The organism is Pseudomonas sp. SbOxS1 (assembly GCF_013416725.1).
In the GTDB taxonomy this organism is placed as follows: domain Bacteria; phylum Pseudomonadota; class Gammaproteobacteria; order Pseudomonadales; family Pseudomonadaceae; genus Aquipseudomonas.
This window is the reverse complement of record NZ_JAAVXC010000046.1, coordinates 22282-42972: the sequence shown is the minus strand read 5'-3', so window position 1 is coordinate 42972 and position 20691 is coordinate 22282. Positions and strand designations below refer to the sequence as shown.

Below are 20691 nucleotides of genomic sequence, written 5' to 3'. Positions count from 1 at the left end.
CAGGAATCCGCGTGCGCTTACTACTGATTGAAGATGATGTGGCCCTCGGCGAAGGCATTCATCAAGCCCTGGGTCGCGAAGGCTATACCGTCGACTGGTTGCAAGACGGCAGCAGCGCCCTGCATGCACTGCTCAGCGAAACCTTTGACCTGGCGGTGCTTGACCTTGGCCTGCCGCGCATGGACGGGCTCGAAGTGCTGCGGCGCCTGCGCGACAGCGGCTCGAACCTGCCGGTGCTGATTCTCACGGCCCGGGATGCCACCGAAGACCGCATTGCCGGGCTCGACGCCGGGGCTGACGATTACTTGATCAAGCCGTTCGACCTGGCCGAGTTCAAGGCGCGCCTGCGGGCCCTGTTGCGGCGCAGCGCCGGGCGCGCGCAGGTGTTGATCGAGCACGCTGGCATCAGGCTCAACCCTGGCACCCAGCAAGTCAGCTACCAGGGCGAGCCGGTGGCGCTCACGCCCAAGGAGTATCAGCTGTTGCACGAACTGCTTTCGCCGCCGGGCCGGGTCATGACCCGCGACCATCTGATGCAATTGCTCTACGGCTGGAACGAGGAGGCTGAAAGCAACACCCTGGAAGTGCACATCCATCACCTGCGCAAGAAGTTCTCCACCGACCTGATCCGCACCATTCGCGGCGTCGGTTATCTGGTGGAGGAGCGTCGGTGACGTCGATCCGTCGTCGTACCCTGACGCTGATCATCGGCCTGATGCTCGCGGGTCTCGGTGTGATCAGCGCCTTGAACCTGTACGACAGCCATCACGAAATTGCCGAAGTCTACGACGCCCAACTCGCGCAAAACGCGCGATTGCTGCAAGGCGTGCTGCGCATGCCATTGGCCAGCAAGGAGCACGCCGAGTTGTATGAGGCGTTCAACAAAGCCTTGAGCGAAGCGGTGCCCAGGGGTGACGGCCACCCCTATGAAAGGAAGATTGCCTTTCAGGTCTTCAATCCCCAGGGCGAAGTGCTGGTGCACACCGCCAGCGCTCCCTCTTTCACTGTTGCCCCCTCCATGCCCGGCTTCAGCGATGTGATGGACCTGAACAACCGCCACTGGCGCGCGTTCCTGCTGGAAGACAAGCAAAATCACCTGCGGATCTGGGTCGGTGAACGGGACGACGTACGGGCGGACCTGGTCGACCGGATCGTGCGCCATACCCTTTGGCCTAACGTGTTGGGCAGCCTGATGCTCGCGGTGATGGTCTGGCTGGCCATCGGCTGGGGTCTCAAGCCGCTGGCGAACATGGCGGCGACCTTGCGTGCACGGCACAGCGGCTCACTGGAGCCGTTGCACCTGTCGCCACTGCCCAACGAGCTGGAGCCCATGCAAGCGGCGCTCAACCGCGTGCTCGCGCAGATTCAGGAAGTACTGGGGCGTGAGCGACGTTTTATCGCCGATGCCGCCCACGAAATGCGCACGCCGCTGGCGGTGCTCAGGGTGCATGCGCAGAACCTGATGGAGGCGGGGAGCGAGGAGGAGCGTCGCGCATCGCTGGAACACCTGATCGCCGGTGTGGACCGTACCAGCCGACTGGTCAACCAATTGCTCACGATGGCGCGCATCGAACCCCAGGCAGGCATTCGACCGCCTGAATACATTGACCTGGAAGCCACGGTTCGTGACAGCCTGATTCAGCTGACCCCTTGGTTGTTGGGCAAAAACCTGGAACTGGTGTTCGATGTCAGCGGCGAAGTCGGCCAGGTAAAAGTCGATCCCGCTGCCATTGATATTGCGTTGAACAATCTGGTGACCAATGCGGCGAATTTTTCCCCTGCGCATGGGCTGATCACTGTCAGGCTGGCCAAAACGGAACAGGGCTATGAACTGTCCGTGGAGGACGAGGGGCCGGGGATCAAGGAAGAGGACCGCGAGCGGCTGTTCGAGCGATTCTACAGCCGGGCAAATGACCAGGGAGCAGGCTTGGGGCTGACCATCGTTCGGGCCATTGCCGATCGTCTGGGCGGGCAGGTCAGGCTGGAGAACCGCTTAGAGGGAGGATTGCGCGCTTCGTTGGAAATCCGGCGCTTTTGACCTTGCCATTTACATGACGCAAAGTGCCCAGGTTACTCAGAAGAGCAACCACGCCGTCAAACAGGAATGACCGATGTCCCAACGCCGCTCAACATGGATTGCTCTATTGGTAGCCGTCACGTTCTTCATGGAGAACCTCGACGCCACGGTGATTGCTACCGCGTTGCCTGACATGGCCAGGACGTTTGGCGTCGCGGCGGTGGACCTGAACATTGGCATGAGCGCCTACATGCTCGCCGTGGCGGTGTCCATTCCCATCAGCGGCTGGCTGGCTGATCGTTTCGGCTCGCGCCGGGTCTTCAGTTCGGCGATCGTCCTGTTCACCCTGTCTTCGTTGATGTGCGGGTTGAGTGACAGCCTCGAAACCTTTGTCGCCGCTCGCGTGCTGCAAGGCATCAGCGGCGCGATGATGGTACCGGTGGGGCGCCTGGCGGTGCTGCGCAGCACCGAGAAGAAGGACCTGGTGCGCGCTATTTCCTTCATTACCTGGCCCGGCCTGGTCGCTCCGGTACTCGGGCCTCCCGTGGGTGGTTTCATCGTCACCCACGCTTCCTGGCCGTGGATTTTCTACCTCAATCTGCCATTGGGCGTGCTGGCCCTGATTGCCGCGCTGGCCTTGCTGCCCAAACGGGACGACGCCAGTGCGAGGACGTTCGATTTCACTGGCTTTCTGTTGGTGGGGATCGCTAGCGCTGCCTTGCTGTATGGCGTGGAGATGCTCGGGCAAAGCCGTGACGATGTGCTGCAAGGCCTGGCACTGAGTGGCACCGGTGTGGTTCTCGGTATTTTCGCCTGGCGCCATATGCGTCGGCATGCGCAACCCCTGCTGGCGCTGGGTGTAACCGCTATTCGTACCTTCAACGTCTGCCTGTGCGGGGGCTCGATTTTCCGGATTGCCATCAGCACCTTGCCGTTTCTCCTGCCGCTGATGTTTCAACTGGCTTTCGGACTTTCCGCGTTCGATGCGGGGCTGCTGGTATTGGCGGTGTTTGCCGGCAACCTGGCGATGAAACCCTTCACCACCTGGGTGATGCAGCGTTGGGGATTTCGTCCGGTGCTGATGGTCAACGGTATCCTTGGCGTCCTGGCGATCGCGGCGTGTGCGTTGCTGGATGAGCGCATGAGTCCGGCGCTGATCCTGTTCATCCTGTTCGTCGGTGGCCTGTCACGCTCCATGCAGTTCACCGTGTTCAACACATTGGCCTTTGCCGAAGTCCCCAAGGAGCAGATGAGCGACGCCTCAACCCTGTTCAGCATGTTCTTCCAGTTGAGCATGGCGATGGGGGTGGCCATCGGCGCGTTGCTGCTACGCCTGGCCATGAACATCCACGGCACCGCAGGGCACGCCGAGACGGTCGACTTCCAGCTGACATTCCTGTGTGTGGCGGTGATTGCGGCCCTCGCGTTGCTGGACAACCTGCGACTGCCGCCCCAGGCGGGGGAGGCGGTGTTGCAGCGTGCACGGGCCAAGGACTAGTGCGGTGCGATGGCTCGCGCGTCCTGGACCCGGAAACTCAAGTGCACCGATGTTCCCTGTTTTTCATGGATTGTCAGGCGCGCGTCGCCGCCGAAACATTCCATGATCTGCTTCACCATGATGAAGCCAATACCCAGCCTGCCTTGTCGGGTGGTGTAGAAAGATTTGAAGGCCATCATTTGCTGGTGCCGGGAAGATCCACCCCCGGTGTCGTCAATGGTCAGGTTCAGCCATTGTTGGGCATCATCCAGGCGAGCCTCGATGTTCAGGTTTCCTGCGCTCGGCATCGCCTCGATGGCATTGGCAATGACGCTTCTTAAAATCTGCGAGAGCAACAGCGGATTGCTGATAACCCGGGGCGTGGATTCATTTTTGAACGCCACCTGGATTTTTGATGCACTCAGTTGTGCGCTGAAGCTGTCGAGTGCGACCTGTACCATCTCCATCGGATCCACCAGCTCTGCCTCGCCGCGGATCGGGCCCAGGCACAGGAGCAGTTCCTGTACCCACCGCGCCATCCGGTCCACCTGACCGACAATATCGTCGATGTGCTTCCTTGCAGGCTGGCCGTCCATGTCATTTGCCAACTCTGCGCTTGAGCGGATGCAGGCCAGTGGGTTACGCAGGCTATGGGCAATGGCCGTGGACACTTCGCCCAAGCCAACGTAGGTTTTGTTGGCAACGACTTGAGCTTCTTTTGACGCCAGCTGGATCGATGTTCGTCGGGCAATCCAGTAAATCCCGAAATAAACCAGCAGACCGCCCATGGTGGACAACCAGATTATCCAGTGCCCGTGGTTGAGGCGCTCAATCAGGTCGACCGGCTCCCTGTAGATTTCAACCACCGCCAGAATTTTCCCCTGGTCATCGACAATCGGGATGTAGCTTTCGATGAAGAATTCTTTCGGGGGGTGCAGGAATTTCTGTTCGCTGCGATCTGCATCGACATTGCTGTATTTGGTGGATATCCGTTCCTTGGAACTGAATGCCTGCTCAAGCTCGTCATTCAGGAATGCTCGCCCAACCAGCTTCTTGTTGGTTGACCAGACCACTGTTCGAAGTGGGGAATAGATATTGATCAGGAGCGAGTTCGGGAGCTGCGCAAGATAGTCCAGGAACTCGAAGCTGATGGGCTGTGTGATCGGCTTCATGTCTTGCGGCATCGTCTTCTGTTGGGTGAATGCCAGCAACTCCTGGATCTGCATACCCGCCAGTCCGTTATGGCGTATGTCACCTTTTGCGATGGTCTGGATGAACTGTGCTGACGTCAGGGCATCGCGCTCAAGGCTTTCCGCGACCAGGAAACTCGTCGACAAAGAGCCCAGCCCAAATGCAATCACACTGACGAGAAGGAAGCTGGCAATCGAAAACCAGCGCAGGAGATTGAATTGTTGAGTGGGTGCAATCGAGTCAACTGTTCCAGGGCGAAAACATTTATACAGCACGTCGATTGCAGGCATAGGGAGTACTCCAGGGTATGCTGCATTCCAGCAGCTTCAACCACTCAACCAAGCCCTGGGTGAACAGCAGTATCCATGCCAATGCAATGCCGCGCTTGCGCGGTGCGCCTGGCAACTGTCTCGCCAGGGAAACACCGGGCCCGAAGCGGGTACTAAAACCCATATGTGGGGGCAGTTTCCCCTGAGCGTCGGACAGCGGTTGCGCGCCCCGCGCAGTCAGACAGGCTGCACCACCTTTCGATGCAACCACCGGGCTTCGCCTTGCAGTTCCAGCACGTGCCGATGGAAGCGTTCCAGTGAGGCATTGTGGCCGACGCTGATCAGGATCGTCCCGGGCAGTGTCTGTTTGAGCAACTGATAGCAGCGCGTTTCGTTCGCATGATCAAGCGCCGAACTGCTCTCGTCCAAAAACAGCACGGAGGGGCGGACCATCAGTGCCCGTACGAAGGCACAACGTTGTTGTTCGCCGACGCTCAGGGTCTGGGCCCAGTCCTGTTCCTCATCCAGTTGTTCGCCCAGGTGTTGCAGGCCGACTTGCTGCATGGCCAGGCGCAGTTCGACGTCGTGATCGCGATGGGTTGGCAGGGGATACCAGAGCGCATCGCGCAAGCTGCCCAGGGGCAGATAAGGTTTTTGCGAGAGGGTCAGGGTGCGCGCCCGGTCGTAACGGGTCGAACCGCGAGCATGGGGCCAAAGCCCCGTTAGCGCACGAATCAGTGTCGACTTGCCGTGGCCTGACGGCGCGCTGATCAGCAGGCTGTCACCGGGTTCAAGTGACAGGTTGAAACCTTGGAGCAAGGTCCGGCCGTTCGGCAGCCAGATGTCCAGGTCCTTGATATGCAGGCCATCGGACTGCTGGCTCAGGCTGACCCCCGATTTGACGTCGACCTTGTCCAGGCGCTCCTGGAAACCGATCAGCCGGTCGATCACCGATTTCCAGGCCGACAGTTCCGGGAACACCTCGACAAGGTAGGCAATGGCCGCATGCACTTCGCCGAAGGCGGCGCTGATCTGGGTCAGGCGACCCAGAGGAAACGCACCGGCAAAAAACTGTGGCGCCATGATGAACATCGGGATAACCGTGGCGCTGCGCAAGTAGAAGGTCGAGTAGCCCATGACCAGCTTCTGCTTTTTCACCAGCGCCCAGAAGTTCTCCAGCGCCGCTTCCAGGCGTTGTTTGAACCGGGCATTTTCCATGGCTTCGCCGCGGTAATGGGCGACTGAGTCGGCGTTTTCCCGCAAGCGCATCAAGGAAAAGCGAAAGTCGGCTTCGCGCCGCTGCTGCATGAAATTGAGCCGTGGCAATGCGCGCCCCAGCCAGAACGCCAGGCCCGTGCCCAATAGCGCGTAGACCAGGGCGATCCACACCAGCAACCCCGGGATGACCACGGATTGGCCAGCGAACGGCACGCTGACCAGGCTGGAAGCCTGCCAGAGGATATGCAGGAAGGAAAACAGCGACACCACTGACGTCAGCAACCCCAGGCTCAACTTGAGCGACTTGACGATGAACAGGTCGATGTCCTCGGCGATCCGCTGATCAGGGTTGTCGACGTCGGTCTCGGTCAGCTTCAGCTTCTGGTAACGCTGGTGGCCCAGCCATTGACCGAGCATGTTGCGGGTCGCCCAACGGCGCCAGCGCAACGTCAGCTTTTGCTGGAAGTGAAACGCGGCGACCGTAAACGCCGCGGTGCCTACCTGCAGCAGGAGGAACTGCACGCCGCCGAGGAGGAAGCCTTCGTAGTCCTTGTCCTGCAGGGCGTTGTAGAAGTGCAGGTTCCAGAAGTTGGTGAGGATATTGACCCCCACCAGGCACAGGGTCATCAGCACCGTGCCCAGTAATAGCAGCAAGGCCGGGTACTTTTGTTCGGATGCCCAGAAAGGCCTTGCCAGACGCCAGAAGTTGCGGAGTGTTTGCATGAGGTCTTTGTGAGCCCGGTCGCTGATGACGTTGAGTTTGCGGGAGAGGACGGATAGGATCGGCCAATGCTAATCGTTTGCATTAAACAGGGATAGTCACGGGAGTCCCGTTATCGAATTTCCAGAATGGCTGACCCAGGCCTGGCCGCCGATTCAGCGGGTCATCTGCAATGAGCCGGGTGATCAGCCTGCATTGGCCTTGAGCCGGGTTGCCGACCCCGCCGTGCTGCAACCCTTGCTGACCCGGTTCGCCCTGCTTTATCCGGGGGTGAACCGTGCTGCCGTGGTTTCGCAGTGGTCGATGAACTACATGGGCATCGTTCTGCCGGCTGCATTCGCCTGTGTCCTTACCCGCCAGGGCGGGATCGATTTCTGGGAAGGGCAGGCGGTGCTGTTGCACGATGAGGGTCAACCCCAGGCCGTGGGACTGGCTGTCCAGCCAGCGAAACTGGCCCCGCAAGACCGCGCGGCCTATTGGTCGCGCTTGATCCACGAGCACCTGGCGCCGCTGTTCGTCACCCTGGCCGCCGCCGGAGGCCTGGCCCCGAAAATCCTGTGGGGCAACATGGTCGCCATCTGGGACGGCGCCTTCGCCAGAATGGATGCCGACTTGTCGAGGGACGGGTTCGCCGAGGCGCACCAGTGGCTGGAGCAGGCGATCGTCAATGATGGCCGCCTGAAGTTGCGGGGCCTGCAACGCATGGTCGAATCACCGGCACCGCAGATTGTCCCTCGATTGCCTTTGCGTCGGCATTGCTGCCTGCATTACCAGTTGCATGCCCCTGTGGAAGGCGAGCCGCCGGTGCTGTGCGAATCCTGCCCCAAGCTGCATCGCCTGCCGGTGGCGGAGCAGGTGAGCTACCTGCACTACATCTATCAGGACGGTTGAGCACCTCCCTGTGCACACAGAAAATTCCCTGTGGGAGCGGGCTTGCCCGCGAAGGGGGCGGCACATTCAACATTTATAGAAACTGACACACCGCCTTCGCGAGCAAGCCCGCTCCCACATTTGATTTCTGCCGCACTCAAATCCTGTGTTCACTGAAGATTCCCTGTGGGAGCGGGCTTGCCCGCGAAGAGGCCGGCACATTCAACATCCAAGGCGACTGACACACCGCCTTCGCGAGCAGGCTCGCTCCCACATTTGGAATGCATTCCCAACACTCGCTACACGATTGCATCGACAATCACATGGCTGGCCTGCTGGCTGCATTTTTCGATGCGTGCTTTCACGTTGTAGACGTCGCGCAGCATGTCGACCGTGATGATCTCCTCGCAAGGACCGCTGCCTTGCGCTGTGCCGTCGGCAATCACCAGCACCTGGTCGGCAAAGCGCATGGCCTGGTTCAGGTCGTGGATGGCGATGAATACGATGGCTTGTTTTTTTTTGGCCACCGAGCGCATGAAGTCGAGCACCTGGATCTGGCGACGCATGTCCAGGGCGCTGGTGGGTTCGTCCATCAGCAACACCTCCGGTTCGCGGACCAGGGTCTGGGCGATTGACACCAGCTGTTGTTGGCCGCCGCTCAGCTCCCCGAGGTTGCTGAACGCCAGTTCGGTGATGCCCAGTGAGTGCAGGATGTCGTCGACCAGACTCAACTCCGCGTCATGTACGGCCCAGCCCGGTGTCGATTGCTTGCTGGCCAAAAGGATCGATTCGTAGACGGTCAGGCGCGCATTGGCGTTGATATTCTGCGGCATGTAGCAAATGCCTTGGCGACCCTTTGTCGAGCCCTCCAGCACCACCTCGCCAGGCCCGGCGATGAGCCCGGCCATGCGTTTGAACAGGGTCGACTTGCCGGCGGCATTGGGGCCGATCACCGCCACCACCTGACCGCCGTAGAACGCCCCGGTGCTGATATTTGAAATGATCTCGCGCTTGCCATAGCGAGCGCCGAGCCCCTCCAGCCGTAAGGTCACCATGGGTTCTTTTTCCCGCCGAGAATCAAGGAAATGAAGAAGGGCACGCCGATCAGCGAGGTCACCACACCAATCGGAAAGATCGCGCCCGGAATCAGGGTTTTGCTGATCACCGAACTCAACGACAGGATCAGCGCGCCGGTCAGCAACGAAGCCGGCAGAAAGAATCGCTGGTCCTCGCCGATCACCATGCGTGCGATGTGCGGCCCGACCAGGCCGATAAAGCCGATGGTGCCGACGAAGGCGACCGGGAACGAGGCGAGCAGGCTGACCATGATCAGCGTCTGCAAGCGCAGGCGCGGAACATTGACACCGAAACTCGCGGCCTTGTCGTCACCCAGGCGCAGGGCGGTCATAGCCCAGGCACGCCGTACGAAGATCGGCAGCGTGATGAGGATCACCACCGTCACCACGGCCAATTTCGGCCAGGTGGCCTTGGTGAGACTGCCCATGGTCCAGAACACCACCGCCGCCACCGCCTGTTCGGTGGCGAAGTACTGCACCAGGGCGAGCAGGGCGTTGAAGGTGAACACCAGCGCAATGCCCAGCAGCACGATGGTCTCGGCGGTGACCCCGCGACGCAGGCTCAACAGGTGAATCAGCCCGGCCGAAAGCATGGCCATGATGAATGCGTTGAGCGGCACCATGTACTGCGCGATGACCGGGAACAGCGCGACACCGAAGGCCAGGCCCAGCGCCGCGCCAAAACTGGCGGCAGCACTGATCCCCAGGGTAAAGGGGCTGGCCAGGGGGTTGTTGAGGATCGTCTGCATCTGTGCGCCGGCCAGCGACAGCGCGGCGCCCACCACTACAGCCATCAGGGCCACCGGCAGGCGAATCTCCCACATCACCACGCGTACTTGCGCGGGAGCCGTATCGGGTGAAAAAAGTGCCTGCAATACTTCACCGATGCTGTAGTTCGCCGGGCCAAGGGCCAGGTCGAGCAACAGGCTCATCAGCAACAACACACCAAAACCACTCAGGATCAGGCGTTTGCGCAACACCAGGCCACGGTAGCGGTGGCGTTGTCCCACCTCGTTCAGATCGACTGCGCTCATGGCCGAACCTCGGTCTTGTCCAGGCTCAGGAAATAACCCGGCTCATAGGGAACGGGCAGGAAGCGTTCATGCAGTTCGCGAAAGGCGGCATCCGGGTCAAGATCGGCGAAGAGCTCCGGATGGAACCACTTGGCCAACTGCTGGATCGCCGCGAACTGGTAAGGACTGTTGTAGAACTGGTGCCAGATGGCATGAAACGCCTGGTCTTGCTGCGCCCTGATGCCGGAATAGGCGGGACGCTGGGTGTAGGGCACGAGCTTGCGCCTCGCCTCGATCAAGTCCGCCCCGGGCCCTACGCCGATCCAGCTGCCTTGAGGGGCAAATGCCTCCCAGTTGGCGCTGGTGATCACCACCTGATCGGGGTTGGAGACCAGCACCTGTTCCTGATTCAACTGGCCGAACGTGCCACGGATAATGCCCTTGGCCACGTTATCGCCCCCGGCCAGCTCGACGAATTTACCGAAGTTCTCATTGCCGAAACTCAAGCAGCAATCCTGGGTGTAGCCCCCGATGCGCTCGATGAATACCTTGGGTCGCGGCGGGTTGTGCGCCGCGATGACATCGGTTACCCGGGCGATCTGCCGGGCGCGAAAATCGATGAATTCCTCGGCCCGGGCTTCCTTGCCGAACAGCTTGCCGAACAGGCGCATGGTCGCTTCGGTGTTTTCCATCGGGTTGTTGCGAAAGTCGACGTAGACTACCGGAATGCCCAGCGCCCCCAGCTTTTCGATGTATCGCGCGTCTTCGGTGGCGTGCTGCGCTTCGATGTTGAGGATGATGACGTCCGGCTGTTGCGATATCGCCTGCTCGATGTCGAAGGTGCCGTCTTCAAAACCGCCGAAGGTGGGAATGCGGGCAATCTCCGGAAATTTGCGCAGGTAGGCCGACCAGGTATCCGGATCGGACTGAATCAGATCCTTGCGCCAGCCCACGATGCGTTGCATCGGGTTTTGCGTATCCAGCGCGGCCACCAGATACAGCTGCCTGCCTTCCCCCAGGATCACGCGCCGCACCGGCACGTGAACCTGGACCTGGCGACCAAGCAGGTCGGTCACTGTTGTTGTCGCCGGCTGCTGATCTGCGGCGACAGCGCCACGGGGCAGCAACGCCAGTAGCGCCATGCCCGCCATGGTTGCGAACAGGAGGGCAAAGCAGGCAGCGCTCAAACGACGCTGAAAAGCCATAGTCGAATCTCTATCGTTGAACAGGGGGGATAACGCTCAGGCCAGCACTGCCGGCATCAGAAATCGACCGTGGCCGACAGCTGCAGTGTGCGCGGATAACCCGGCGAGAACGCGCCATACGACGCCACGCCCGACCAGTACTCGCGATCGAACACGTTCTGTACCGTGGCGCGGAAAGTCGTGGGGTGGCCTTCGATTTTGGTGGCGTAGCGAGCGCCGGCATCGAAGCGCGTCCAGGCGTCCAGCTCCTGGGTGTTGGCCTGATTGACGTACTGGCTGCCGGTATAGATCGCACCGCCCGTGAGGGTGAATCCTTCCATCCACGGGGTGTCCCATTCAGCCCAGAGATTGGCCTGGACGTCGGGCACGCCTACCGGTTCATTGCCACGGTTCGCCGCCGTGGCCGAGTCGGTGAGCTCGCCATCGAGGAAGGTCACGCCCCCCATCAATCGAGTGCCCGGTGCCACTTCGCCGAACATGCTCAACTCGACACCGCGATTGCGCTGTTCGGCCTGGACCGAGAACAGGTTGCCGGCGCCCACTTCTCCGCTGGGTTTCTCGATCTGGAACAGTGCCAGGGTACTGATGAACGTGCCGTGCTCGACCTTGACCCCGAGCTCGTGTTGCTTGGTCTCGTAGGGCGCGAACGCCTCGCCGGAGTTGGCGGCAGTCGCCGGGGCGATGTCGCCCTTGCTCAAGCCTTCGACGTAGTTGTAGTAGAACGAGACGTTCTCCCACGGCTTGACGACCACACCGACTACCGGTGTCGTGGCGCTGTCATCGTATTTGGAACTCACCGAACCGGTAGCGCTGTAGTTGCGCGTCTCGATGTCCTGCCGGCGCACACCCAGGGTCAGTTGCAGGCGGTCGTCCAGCACCGACATCGTGTCGGTCAGCGCCACGCCAGACAGCTCAGATTCGGAAATTCGCAGCACCTTCGGCGCGTTGATGTACTGCTTGGGCACGTCCACCGGGTGGTAGATGTTCGAATTGATGGCCGTGCCGTTGTTGATGCCCCGGGACAACTCGTCCTGGTATTGGGTCGCCATCAGCGTGGTGATGTGGGTGACAGGACCGGTGGCGAACGTGCCGCGCATGCCTACGTCAGCGGTGGAGCGATCGACGTTGAATTTGTAGTAGCCCGGGATATTGGTGGTGTCGCCGGCGTCGTTGAGGATTCGCGGCACCTGGTCCGACATGCGCTTGACGTCGGACCTGCCGCCACCGGCATGGGCGAACACCGTGACCGCGTCGTTCAGGTCATATTCGCCGCCCAGCAAGGCCGATTGCTCCTTGGTGTCCGACCAGCCCCAGTCCTGTGGCAGATTGGTACGGCCATTGGGCGCGGAAGGTACATCGATGCCGGGCGCGATGGTGAAGGGGCGCGATGCGGCGTCGAAGCTTTCTTTCTGGCTGATGAAGTCAAGGTTCAAACGCAGCCGTTCACCCTGGTAATCGAGGGCGATGGCCCCGATATCCACCGCTCTTTCCTGATTGTCGATGGCGGTATCGCCACCCTGCAGGCTGCCGTTGAAACGCACGCCGAACTGGTTTTCGTCGCCGAAGCGACGGCTGATATCCAGATGCCCGCCCACTTGGGAGTCCGAGGCGTAGCTGGCGGTGAAGCGGGTCAGGTCCTCGCTGAGCGGGCGTTTGGGAACGATGTTGATCACGCCGCCGACGCCGCTGTTGGGCGAGATGCCGTACATCAAGGCACCGGGTCCCTTGAGGACTTCAACGCGTTCGGCGTATTCGGTGAACACACGGTAGTTGGGGGCCACGCCGTACACGCCGTCGAAGGCCAGCTCGCCGAGGTTGCCTTCACCTACGGGAAAGCCACGGATGAAAAACGAGTCGACGATCCCGCCGGTCTGGCCAGTGGAACGCACGGAAGGATCGCGCTCCAGGGCATCGGCAACGGTTACCGTCTGCAGGTCGGCAAGGGTCTTGGCGGTGTAGCTGGTCACACTGAAAGGTGTGTCCATCACATCCTTGTTGCCCAGCATGCCCAGGCGCGCACCACGGGCAACCTGGCCGCCGGCCAGGACTTCCGGCAGCGCGGTAGGGCCGCTGTTGTAGGCGTTGATATTGGTCGCGGCCAGCGTCAGGCCGTCGACGCTGCCTGCCGGACGAGGCGCCAGTGTGTAACTGCCGTCTTCACGTTCGACCAGCTCCAGCCCGCTGCCCTTGAGCAGTTGCGCAACCCCGTCGCGACCCGACCAGGTGCCTGTCAGGCCCGGGCTGACCAGGCCTTCGGTCAACGCAGGATCGAACGACAAGGCAATGCCCGAGTCCATGGCAAAGGTGGACAGTGCGCGCCCCAAAGGTCCCGCCGAAATGTCATAGGCCCTGGTTTCGACGGCATCCAGTTGCCTGGGCGTGGCGGCCCAGGTATTGGCGCTTCCTGCGGCAAACATAAAACTCAGCATGGCGGCACGGATGGCCAGTGTTAACACGCGCTCACCGCAAGGTCGACTCGCAACAGACATGACAGAGGGGTCCTTTTGACTAAGGTTGATGGGTTCTCTGTCTTGTTAGCCAAATGAGACGCAAAAAAGTATCAGCCTCAGGCTGATATTTTTTTGCGGGCCGGATATTCAACGAGAGGCGAGTGACACCCAGTAGCCATTCAGGCGGCTGGTGGCGGTCAGCGGGTAGGTCTGCACCAACATGTTCAATGCGCGTCGGGGATCGTCGACCGGATAGGTGCCGGATATCAGCATGTCGGCAATCGCCGGTTCGTAGCGGATGAAGCCCCGGCGATAGCGACCCAGTTCGGCGATGAAGTCCGCCAGCCTCATTTTGTCCGCCAGCAGCATGCCTTGAGTCCAGGCGGTGGCGGTCTTGTCGACCGGCGCGACAGCACTGACGGCATTGGCGTTGAAGTCGGTTTTCTGCCCGGCCTGCACCACCAGCGGCTGCATGTTCCTGCCGTTGACGGGTTCGATCCGGACCGCGCCTTCGAGCACGGCCAGGTACGTACGGCCCGATGTCTCGCGAACGGAGAAACGCGTGCCGAGGGCTTGCATCAGGCCCTCTTGGGTAACGACACGCAGGGGGCGTGAAGGCACTATGTTATCGGGCGCGGTCTGCACCAGGATCTCTCCGCGAATCAGATGGATGAGGCGCTGGTTGGCATCGAAGCGCACATCGATGGCCGAATCGGTATTCAGGAAGATTTGCGTGCCGTCGGCCAGCGTCAATTCGCGACATTCGCCCACGGAGGAGAGGTAGTCCGCTGTCCAACCCTGTTGCTCGGTGAGTTTCCAGCCGGTCCAGCCTAGCGGTGCCAGCGCGAGTATCGCCGCCAGTTTGGCCACCGCGGCACGACGGCTCGGGCTGGCGGGGCGATCCAGGGTGTGCATCGCCAGGGTGGGCGGTACGGCACCGAGCTTGCCCATCACCCGCTCGGCGCGGCACCAGGCCTGATTGCGCTCGGGGCTGCTGTGGCGCCAGAGCGCCCAGGCCGCCCGATCCTCATCGCTGACATCGGTTGCGCTCAAACACATCAGCCATTCGGCCGCTTCTTCGAGGGCAACGGGATCTATCGCGGCGGTACGCCTGGCTTGATCCATCATTCCACCAACGTCAGGCATTGCAGGAAGGCCTGCTTCATGTAGCGCTTGACGGTGATCAGCGATACGTCGATTTGCCGGGCGATGTCTTCGTATTTCATGCCGCTGATCTGCGACAGCAGGAAGGCGCGCTTGACCAGGGGCGGCAGGGTATCGAGCATGGCATCGATTTCATGCAGGGTTTCCAGCACCAGGTAGCGCAGTTCCGGTGAAGGGACTTCGGGTTCGGGCAAGTGTTCCAGGGCGGCCAGATAGGAACGCTCAAGGGCCTTGCGCTGGCACCAGGTGGCGAGTATCCCCCCGGCGATACAACTCAAATAGGCCCGCGGCTCTTCAACCACGCCAACATTCGAGGCCAGGATTCGAGTGAAGGTATCGTGTGCAAGGTCTGCCGCATCCATCGCGTTGCCCAGCTTTCTACGCAACCTTGCGTAAAGCCAGCTGTGGTGGCCGCTGTACAGGGACTCGACTGTGCGCAGGTGGGTGTCGTGGGCGGACAGGGCTTCGCTCATGGGGCAGGGTATTTTATTAATTGAGAATTATTTGCAGATGGTATTGGAAACCATCGCCTGCCTGCAAGCCCGTCTGGCGGGTATTACCGGACGCATTATCCTGTAGGAGCGAGCCTGCTCGCGAAGAACGTCCGGACAACGCAATCATTCAGGCAGCACGCGTTATCGTTGACGTCCATCGCGAGCAGGCTCGCTCCTACAATGGATCGTGGTTGGCACCAGAACCCTGATTACTCGGCCGGCGGTGAGTCACCCGTCAACACAACAGGCGCTCGATACCGCATGGCAACCAGGACCACCAGCGCGACGACATAAGCCCCAGCCACGAAAAGATAGGTGTATTGCAAGCCATAGACCTGGCTGAGCAAACCCCCGGCGGATATGCCCGCGATGGAGGCAAACTGCGAAGTGCCTTGGGCGATGCCCAGGACATGGCCCTGTGTGGAACTGTCAGCGGTCCGGGAAACAAGCGCCATCAGCACCGGCGTCGTGGCTCCCAGCAGTGCACCCCAGAGGAAATAGGTCATCACGAAGATCACCGGGTTGCGGGTTGTGCCCGCCAGCACGGTCAAGCCAATGCAGGCGATCACGATGCCGGTCATTCGCTGGAGGGTTTGCGCCTCGTTGCGCCGTTCGAAATACCTGGCCCAAGCCGTGGCCGACAGTATGAAACCCAGCGCCAGCAGCCCGTAGCAGAGTCCCACCACGGCGTTGCTGACCCCGAAGACCGTGCCGACATACAGCGAGAACGAAGTTTGCGGCAGCATCCGCGCCAGCAAGAGGATGCCCATGATGGTCAGCAGCGGCAGCAGTGGCGAGTTGCGCCACGGGCTGGCGCTCTTGCGCGCATCAGTGTGCGGATGAGCCGTTGAAGACGGTTTTTTTACCGGCGGGACATCCGGCAGCGTGAGTGCCGCGACCAGGGTGCATAGTGCGCATAAGGCAGCGGCTACGATGTTGATCCAGAAGAAGGTGGCCAGGTCGAGAATCAAGCCACCGACAACGGCGCCGAGCAACGACCCCACGTTGGTGGAGATCTGCAGGATGGCAAACAACCGCGCACGCCGGGAGGGCGCTTCGATGCTCACCCCGTAAGCCTGGGCAGGGGCAATGTAGCCGGCACAGGCCCCCTGCAGGAAACGCAGCAGCAGGATCAGCCAGATATCATTGGCAAATGCCAGGGCGAACTGAGTCAACGCCAAGCCAGCCAGGGCGCGGATCATCATCAGCTTGTGGCCATATCGATCGCCGATCCGTCCCCAGAACGCGCTGGTCAGCAAAATGCCCAGCATCGGGCCGACATACACCGCGATGCTGGCAAAACTGAACAGCGAATCGGACGAGGTCAACTGGCGCAAATGGACCGGCCAGAAAGGGCCGCTCATTTCCATGGCACCCATTGAAATGAGCTGGATCGTGAACAGCAGGTAAATCAAGACGCTGACGGGCGAATGCCTGGCGATACCCGAGGGAAAACCCTTGATCATCGGCAGACCTCGGCCAGAGGTGTATCCGCCCGGGGCGTGATATCGCCGAGCATGCCATTTTCGATGCGAATCAGTCGGTCGGCCAGGCCGAAGTAGGTATCGTCATGGGAAATGACGATCACCAGTTTGCCGCGCTCGCGCAGGTCCGCCAGGATCCTGCTGTAGAAAAACTGCTTGAACACCGGGTCTTGATCGGCCGCCCATTCATCGAACAGATAGCAGGGGCGATCATCCAGGTAGGCACTGAGCAGCGCCAGGCGCTTGCGTTGCCCGGTGGACAGCGCCAACGTCGTAAACCGGCCTTCCTCGATCTGCACCTTGTGGTCCAGTTGCAGGTGGCTCAGGTATTCCTGAGCTTGCTGCAACCGTTGCGGGTCTTCGCCATCCAACAGGTTTTCGAACAGGCAAAAGTCAGTGAAGATCGCCGAGAAGTGCTGGCGGTAACGGTGATTGTCGCCAGCCGAGGACACGTTCTCGTCGAGCACGATGTCACCACTCTCCGGCTGGTAAAGGCCGGTCAGCAACAACCCCAGGGTGGTCTTGCCGCTGCCGTTGCCGCCGGTGATGAACACCACTTCCCCGGCATCGAGGGCGAGGTCGATGGGGCCCAGGGTGAAATGACCGTCCTCGCGTTCGCGGTAGTAAGTGTGGGTGACCTGCTGGCACACCAGGCGGCGAACCCGGGTCGCAGTGCTCGTGTCGAGGGTCTCGCTGGCACCTTGCAGTTGGCCTTCCAGTGCGGGGATCTTGTTCAGTGCCACGCTGGCGCGGCCCAGGGTGGGCAGGGCATGCATCAGCTCCGACAGGGGGGTAATCATGTAGAGGATGGCCAGGATGTAGCCGGTGACCAGGCTGGCGCTCAGCTCGATGAAGTGCGGCGCGGCGAACAACACCATGCCGATCAGCACATAGAACACCGCATTGCCCCAGTTGAGCACCACGGCATAGAGACTCATGCCATGCACGAAATCACGACGGTACTGCTGGCTCACGGGGAGCAGCAGGCGAGTGAAGAAGTGTTGCCGGCGCGGGTGGTTGAGCTGCAATTCCTTGCTGCCGTCGGTGAGCAGGCGGTAGTGATCGAACAACTGATCCTTGAGTTCGCGAGCCTGGGCGATCGAGGTCAGTGCCCGCCGTTGCGGCCAGTTGAAACTGAGGCTGCCCAGGGCGATCAGCAACAGCGTCAAACCCAGCAGCGGCAGGCTGAGCCAGCCCAGGTAACCCAGGCAAGCGGCAATGATGCCGGCATTGACCAGCAGGATCGGCACCCACTCTACCGCCTGGCTGATGGCCTGCGTGTCCTCGGTCAGCATGGCCAGCAGGCGGTGTTTGCCCAGGCGCTGCAATTGCGCGTAAGGGGTATCGACCAGCCTGGCACTCAGGTGCAGGCGCATATCGTGAACCGCGCCTTGTCCCAGGCGCAGCAGGCTGATGTCGGAGATCACCCGTGTGACCGCCACCAGCACCACCAGGCCGGCGAAGTACAGGCCGTCTGCGGGTCGCAGTTGGTCGAACACCGTCAGGCTGTGGTTGATGTTGGCGATCAGTCCCGCCGCTGCAAGGCCGCAGGCCAGTCCCGTCAGGATCGCGATCGATAAAGCGCGCCACGAACGTCTGGCCATGAGTAACAACAAATCCATTTCACGCGGCTCCGTCAGTGGGGCGTCATCGAGGCGGGCAACCCGTTGCTGCTGCAAGGTAGCGGTCAGCTTAACCGTTGTGAATGCAAGGCTGCCAACCCTGGAAACAACGCATGAGGGGGGCGAGCGAAATGTATTCGATCAGTTACGAAGTGGCACTTTAAATACAAATGAGATGTTTTATCAATAGTGTTTGTTTAAGCATTACTTTAGATTAAACTCCCGCGGGCTGTAGGAAAACGGCGTTCTGGACGTAAGAAAAAACACAAAATATCTGTCGCAGGGGAGCGGGGCGTGAATTTCAAAAAAACTACAATGGCGTTGGCAGTGGGCTCGGCGGTCTGTCTGTCCAACGGCGTATGGGCGGCCGAACCATCGGGCTCACTGGAAATTGCGCCCATCACGGTGACGGGTGAAAAAATCAACCGCACCCTAGAGCAGACCCAGTCGAGTGTCGCCGTGGTGACCGACAAGCAGCTGCGCGAGAAGGAAGACCATAGCCTGGTCGATGTCTTCGCCCGCACCCCGGGTGTCTACAACACGTCCGGCAACGAAAACTGGGGTATCCGTGGCGTGCCGGTCTCCGGCTACGATGACCAGGGCCCGGCTGCACTCAATGGTGCGGTCTCGGTATTCGTCGACGGCGCCGTGCAGCCGAACCGCGCACTGACCCTGAGCCCGATGCCGCTGTGGGACGTCGAGCAGGTCGAAGTATTCCTCGGCCCGCAATCCACCACCCAGGGCCACAACTCCCTGGCCGGTGCCGTGGTCATCCAGACCAAAAATCCAACCTTCGAACCGAGCCTTTCGGCGATGGCCAACGGCGGTACCTACGGTGAGCGCGGCGGCGCGCTGGCCGGTGGCGGCGCGATCGTCGACGACAAGATCGCCGGCCGTATCGCCGTGGATTACCAGGAAGGTGACGGTTACATCGACAACCTCTTCAACGGCAACGACGCCAACCAGACCCGCACCGCGAACTACCGTGGCAAGCTGTTGATCCTGCCGAACGATGATCTTGATGTGCTGCTGACCTATGCCCATGCTGAAAACCGCAAGGGCGATAACGCGGTCGTTCGCCAAGGCGACAGGATCCGTTATTACAAAATCGACTCCAACACCGACGCCTACGACAAACTCAAACAGGACACCGTCAGTGCCAAGGTCGACTACCGCCTCAATGACGACTGGTCCATCACCAGCCTCACGGCCAACACCGACTCCGACTATGACGCCCGCCTGGACTTCGACCAGACCTCCGTCGACAACCAGGTGGTGCTGCGCAAGCAGTATGGCGACCTGTTCAGCCAGGAACTGCGCCTGAACTACGACTCGGACACGGTGAAGAGTTTTGCCGGCCTCTACTACGGCCACAACACCAACAATTTCCACGACCGCTTGTTCTTCGAAGGCGATCCGTTCGGCACGGTCAAGGGCGATACGACGATCGAGAACAAGGCCGTGTTCGGTGAGGTCAACTGGACCTTCGCCCCGCGCTGGACCTTGATCACCGGCCTGCGCTACGACCACGAGACCAACGACACCGACGTCAAGGAAGATGATTTCTCGCAGCCCGGCAAAGACAAGCAGACCTCCGATGCCGTCCTGCCCAAACTCGGACTCGACTACGAGCTGGCTGCCAACCAATACCTGGGCTTCATGGTGCAGCGAGGTTATCGCGGTGGCGGCGTCAACGTCCGTGCCGGCAGCGGTCACGAATCCTACGATCCGGAATTCACCACCAACTACGAGCTGTCCTACCGCGCCTCGTTCATGGACCAGACCCTGCGTACCCGCGCCAACCTGTACTACACCGACTGGAAAGACCAGCAGGTCAGTGTGCTGAATCCACAAACCGAGTTTCTTGACGTATTCAATGCCGGTAGCAGTTATATCAAGGGCCTGGAAGTCTCCGTTGAAAAAGACTTCGGGCAACAGCTGACGCTGAATGCCGGTGCCTCGGTGACCGATGGCAAGTACAAGGACTTCGTCACCAGCGACGGCCGGGACATGAGCGGCGAGGACTTCCTCTTTTCGCCCAAGTACAAGATGGCGCTGGGTGCGACCTATCGCTGGAATGACCGTGTGACCCTCAACACCGATGTCGTCTGGCAGAGCACGTCCCCGTCGGAGTACGAGTTCGATGACGCGGGCCAGGTTACCGGCGAGCGCAAGGCCGACAACTACTGGCTGGCCAACTTCAACGCCGAATACAAGATCACTAAAAACATCGCGGTATCCGGCTACGTGAAGAACGCCTTCGACAAGGAATACGTCACCAACAACCGCAGTGGCGACATCATCGATGTCGGTGCCCCGCGCACCGCGGGCCTGATCCTGCGCTACGACATGTAAAGCGACGCCCCATGGACGCGGGAAAAGGATTGCCCGCATCCGGTTTCATGGCTGTCATGACCTGA

General features: G+C 60.8%; 15 protein-coding genes. 5 read left to right on the top strand and 10 right to left on the bottom strand.

Annotated elements, in window-relative coordinates; all coding sequences use genetic code 11:
• Positions 1–11: 11 nt before the first annotated feature.
• The 3 genes from HFK74_RS29460 to HFK74_RS29450 all read left to right on the top strand — a co-directional run bounded on the left by HFK74_RS29460 (position 12) and on the right by HFK74_RS29450 (position 3515).
• Positions 12–674: a response regulator gene (locus HFK74_RS29460; protein WP_008061647.1), complete on the top strand. Its 663-nt coding sequence runs from the start codon at positions 12–14 to the stop codon at positions 672–674.
• Positions 671–2038 carry an ATP-binding protein gene (locus tag HFK74_RS29455; RefSeq protein ID WP_180206597.1) on the top strand — a complete coding sequence of 456 codons (1368 nt, stop codon included), beginning with the start codon at positions 671–673 and terminating at the stop codon, positions 2036–2038. The genes HFK74_RS29460 and HFK74_RS29455 overlap by 4 nt, the downstream gene beginning before the upstream one ends.
• Before the next feature lie 73 nt (positions 2039–2111).
• Positions 2112–3515: a DHA2 family efflux MFS transporter permease subunit gene (locus tag HFK74_RS29450; RefSeq protein WP_180206596.1), complete on the top strand. Its 1404-nt coding sequence runs from the start codon at positions 2112–2114 to the stop codon at positions 3513–3515.
• On the opposite strand, the gene HFK74_RS29445 is transcribed toward HFK74_RS29450, so the two are convergent.
• On the bottom strand, positions 3512–4975 hold the full coding sequence (locus tag HFK74_RS29445) for a HAMP domain-containing sensor histidine kinase (protein ID WP_180206595.1): 1464 nt from the start codon (positions 4973–4975) through the stop codon (positions 3512–3514). The two genes, HFK74_RS29450 and HFK74_RS29445, sit on opposite strands and share 4 nt — an antisense overlap.
• A 216-nt stretch (positions 4976–5191) precedes the next feature.
• Positions 5192–6895 carry an ABC transporter ATP-binding protein/permease gene (locus tag HFK74_RS29440; RefSeq protein ID WP_180206594.1) on the bottom strand — a complete coding sequence of 568 codons (1704 nt, stop codon included), beginning with the start codon at positions 6893–6895 and terminating at the stop codon, positions 5192–5194.
• A 199-nt stretch (positions 6896–7094) separates the two neighbouring features.
• On the opposite strand from HFK74_RS29440, the gene fhuF reads away from it, so the two are divergent.
• On the top strand, positions 7095–7784 hold the full coding sequence (gene fhuF / locus HFK74_RS29435) for a siderophore-iron reductase FhuF (RefSeq protein WP_180206593.1): 690 nt from the start codon (positions 7095–7097) through the stop codon (positions 7782–7784).
• Between the two features lie 278 nt (positions 7785–8062).
• Here fhuF and HFK74_RS29430 read toward each other — a convergent pair whose 3' ends face one another.
• The 8 genes from HFK74_RS29430 to HFK74_RS29395 form a co-directional block, all read right to left on the bottom strand.
• Positions 8063–8818, bottom strand: a complete 756-nt coding sequence (locus tag HFK74_RS29430) for an ABC transporter ATP-binding protein (RefSeq protein ID WP_180206592.1) — start codon at positions 8816–8818, stop codon at positions 8063–8065.
• Positions 8812–9873, bottom strand: a complete 1062-nt coding sequence (locus HFK74_RS29425; RefSeq protein ID WP_180206591.1) for an iron ABC transporter permease — start codon at positions 9871–9873, stop codon at positions 8812–8814. The genes HFK74_RS29430 and HFK74_RS29425 overlap by 7 nt, the downstream gene beginning before the upstream one ends.
• Positions 9870–11057, bottom strand: coding sequence for an ABC transporter substrate-binding protein (locus HFK74_RS29420; protein ID WP_180206590.1), 1188 nt, complete (start codon positions 11055–11057; stop codon positions 9870–9872). Before HFK74_RS29420 ends, HFK74_RS29425 begins: the two co-directional genes overlap by 4 nt.
• Positions 11058–11113: 56 nt before the next feature.
• Positions 11114–13546, bottom strand: a complete 2433-nt coding sequence (locus tag HFK74_RS29415; protein WP_180206589.1) for a TonB-dependent receptor — start codon at positions 13544–13546, stop codon at positions 11114–11116.
• A gap of 108 nt (positions 13547–13654) precedes the next feature.
• Positions 13655–14632: a FecR domain-containing protein gene (locus HFK74_RS29410; RefSeq protein WP_180206588.1), complete on the bottom strand. Its 978-nt coding sequence runs from the start codon at positions 14630–14632 to the stop codon at positions 13655–13657.
• The gene (locus HFK74_RS29405) at positions 14632–15144 is read right to left on the bottom strand and encodes a sigma-70 family RNA polymerase sigma factor (RefSeq protein WP_180206587.1); all 513 of its coding nucleotides are present in this window, start codon (positions 15142–15144) and stop codon (positions 14632–14634) included. Before HFK74_RS29405 ends, HFK74_RS29410 begins: the two co-directional genes overlap by 1 nt.
• A 230-nt stretch (positions 15145–15374) precedes the next feature.
• Entirely contained in the window at positions 15375–16631 is a 1257-nt protein-coding gene (locus HFK74_RS29400) for an MFS transporter (protein ID WP_180206586.1), read from the bottom strand.
• Entirely contained in the window at positions 16628–18271 is a 1644-nt protein-coding gene (locus tag HFK74_RS29395; RefSeq protein WP_180206585.1) for a cyclic peptide export ABC transporter, read from the bottom strand. The genes HFK74_RS29400 and HFK74_RS29395 overlap by 4 nt, the downstream gene beginning before the upstream one ends.
• Positions 18272–18565: 294 nt before the next feature.
• Here HFK74_RS29395 and HFK74_RS29390 point away from each other — a divergent pair, with 294 nt between their 5' ends.
• Positions 18566–20626 (top strand): TonB-dependent receptor, encoded by a 2061-nt coding sequence (locus tag HFK74_RS29390; RefSeq protein WP_180206584.1) that lies wholly within the window; start codon positions 18566–18568, stop codon positions 20624–20626.
• Positions 20627–20691 lie beyond the last annotated feature (65 nt).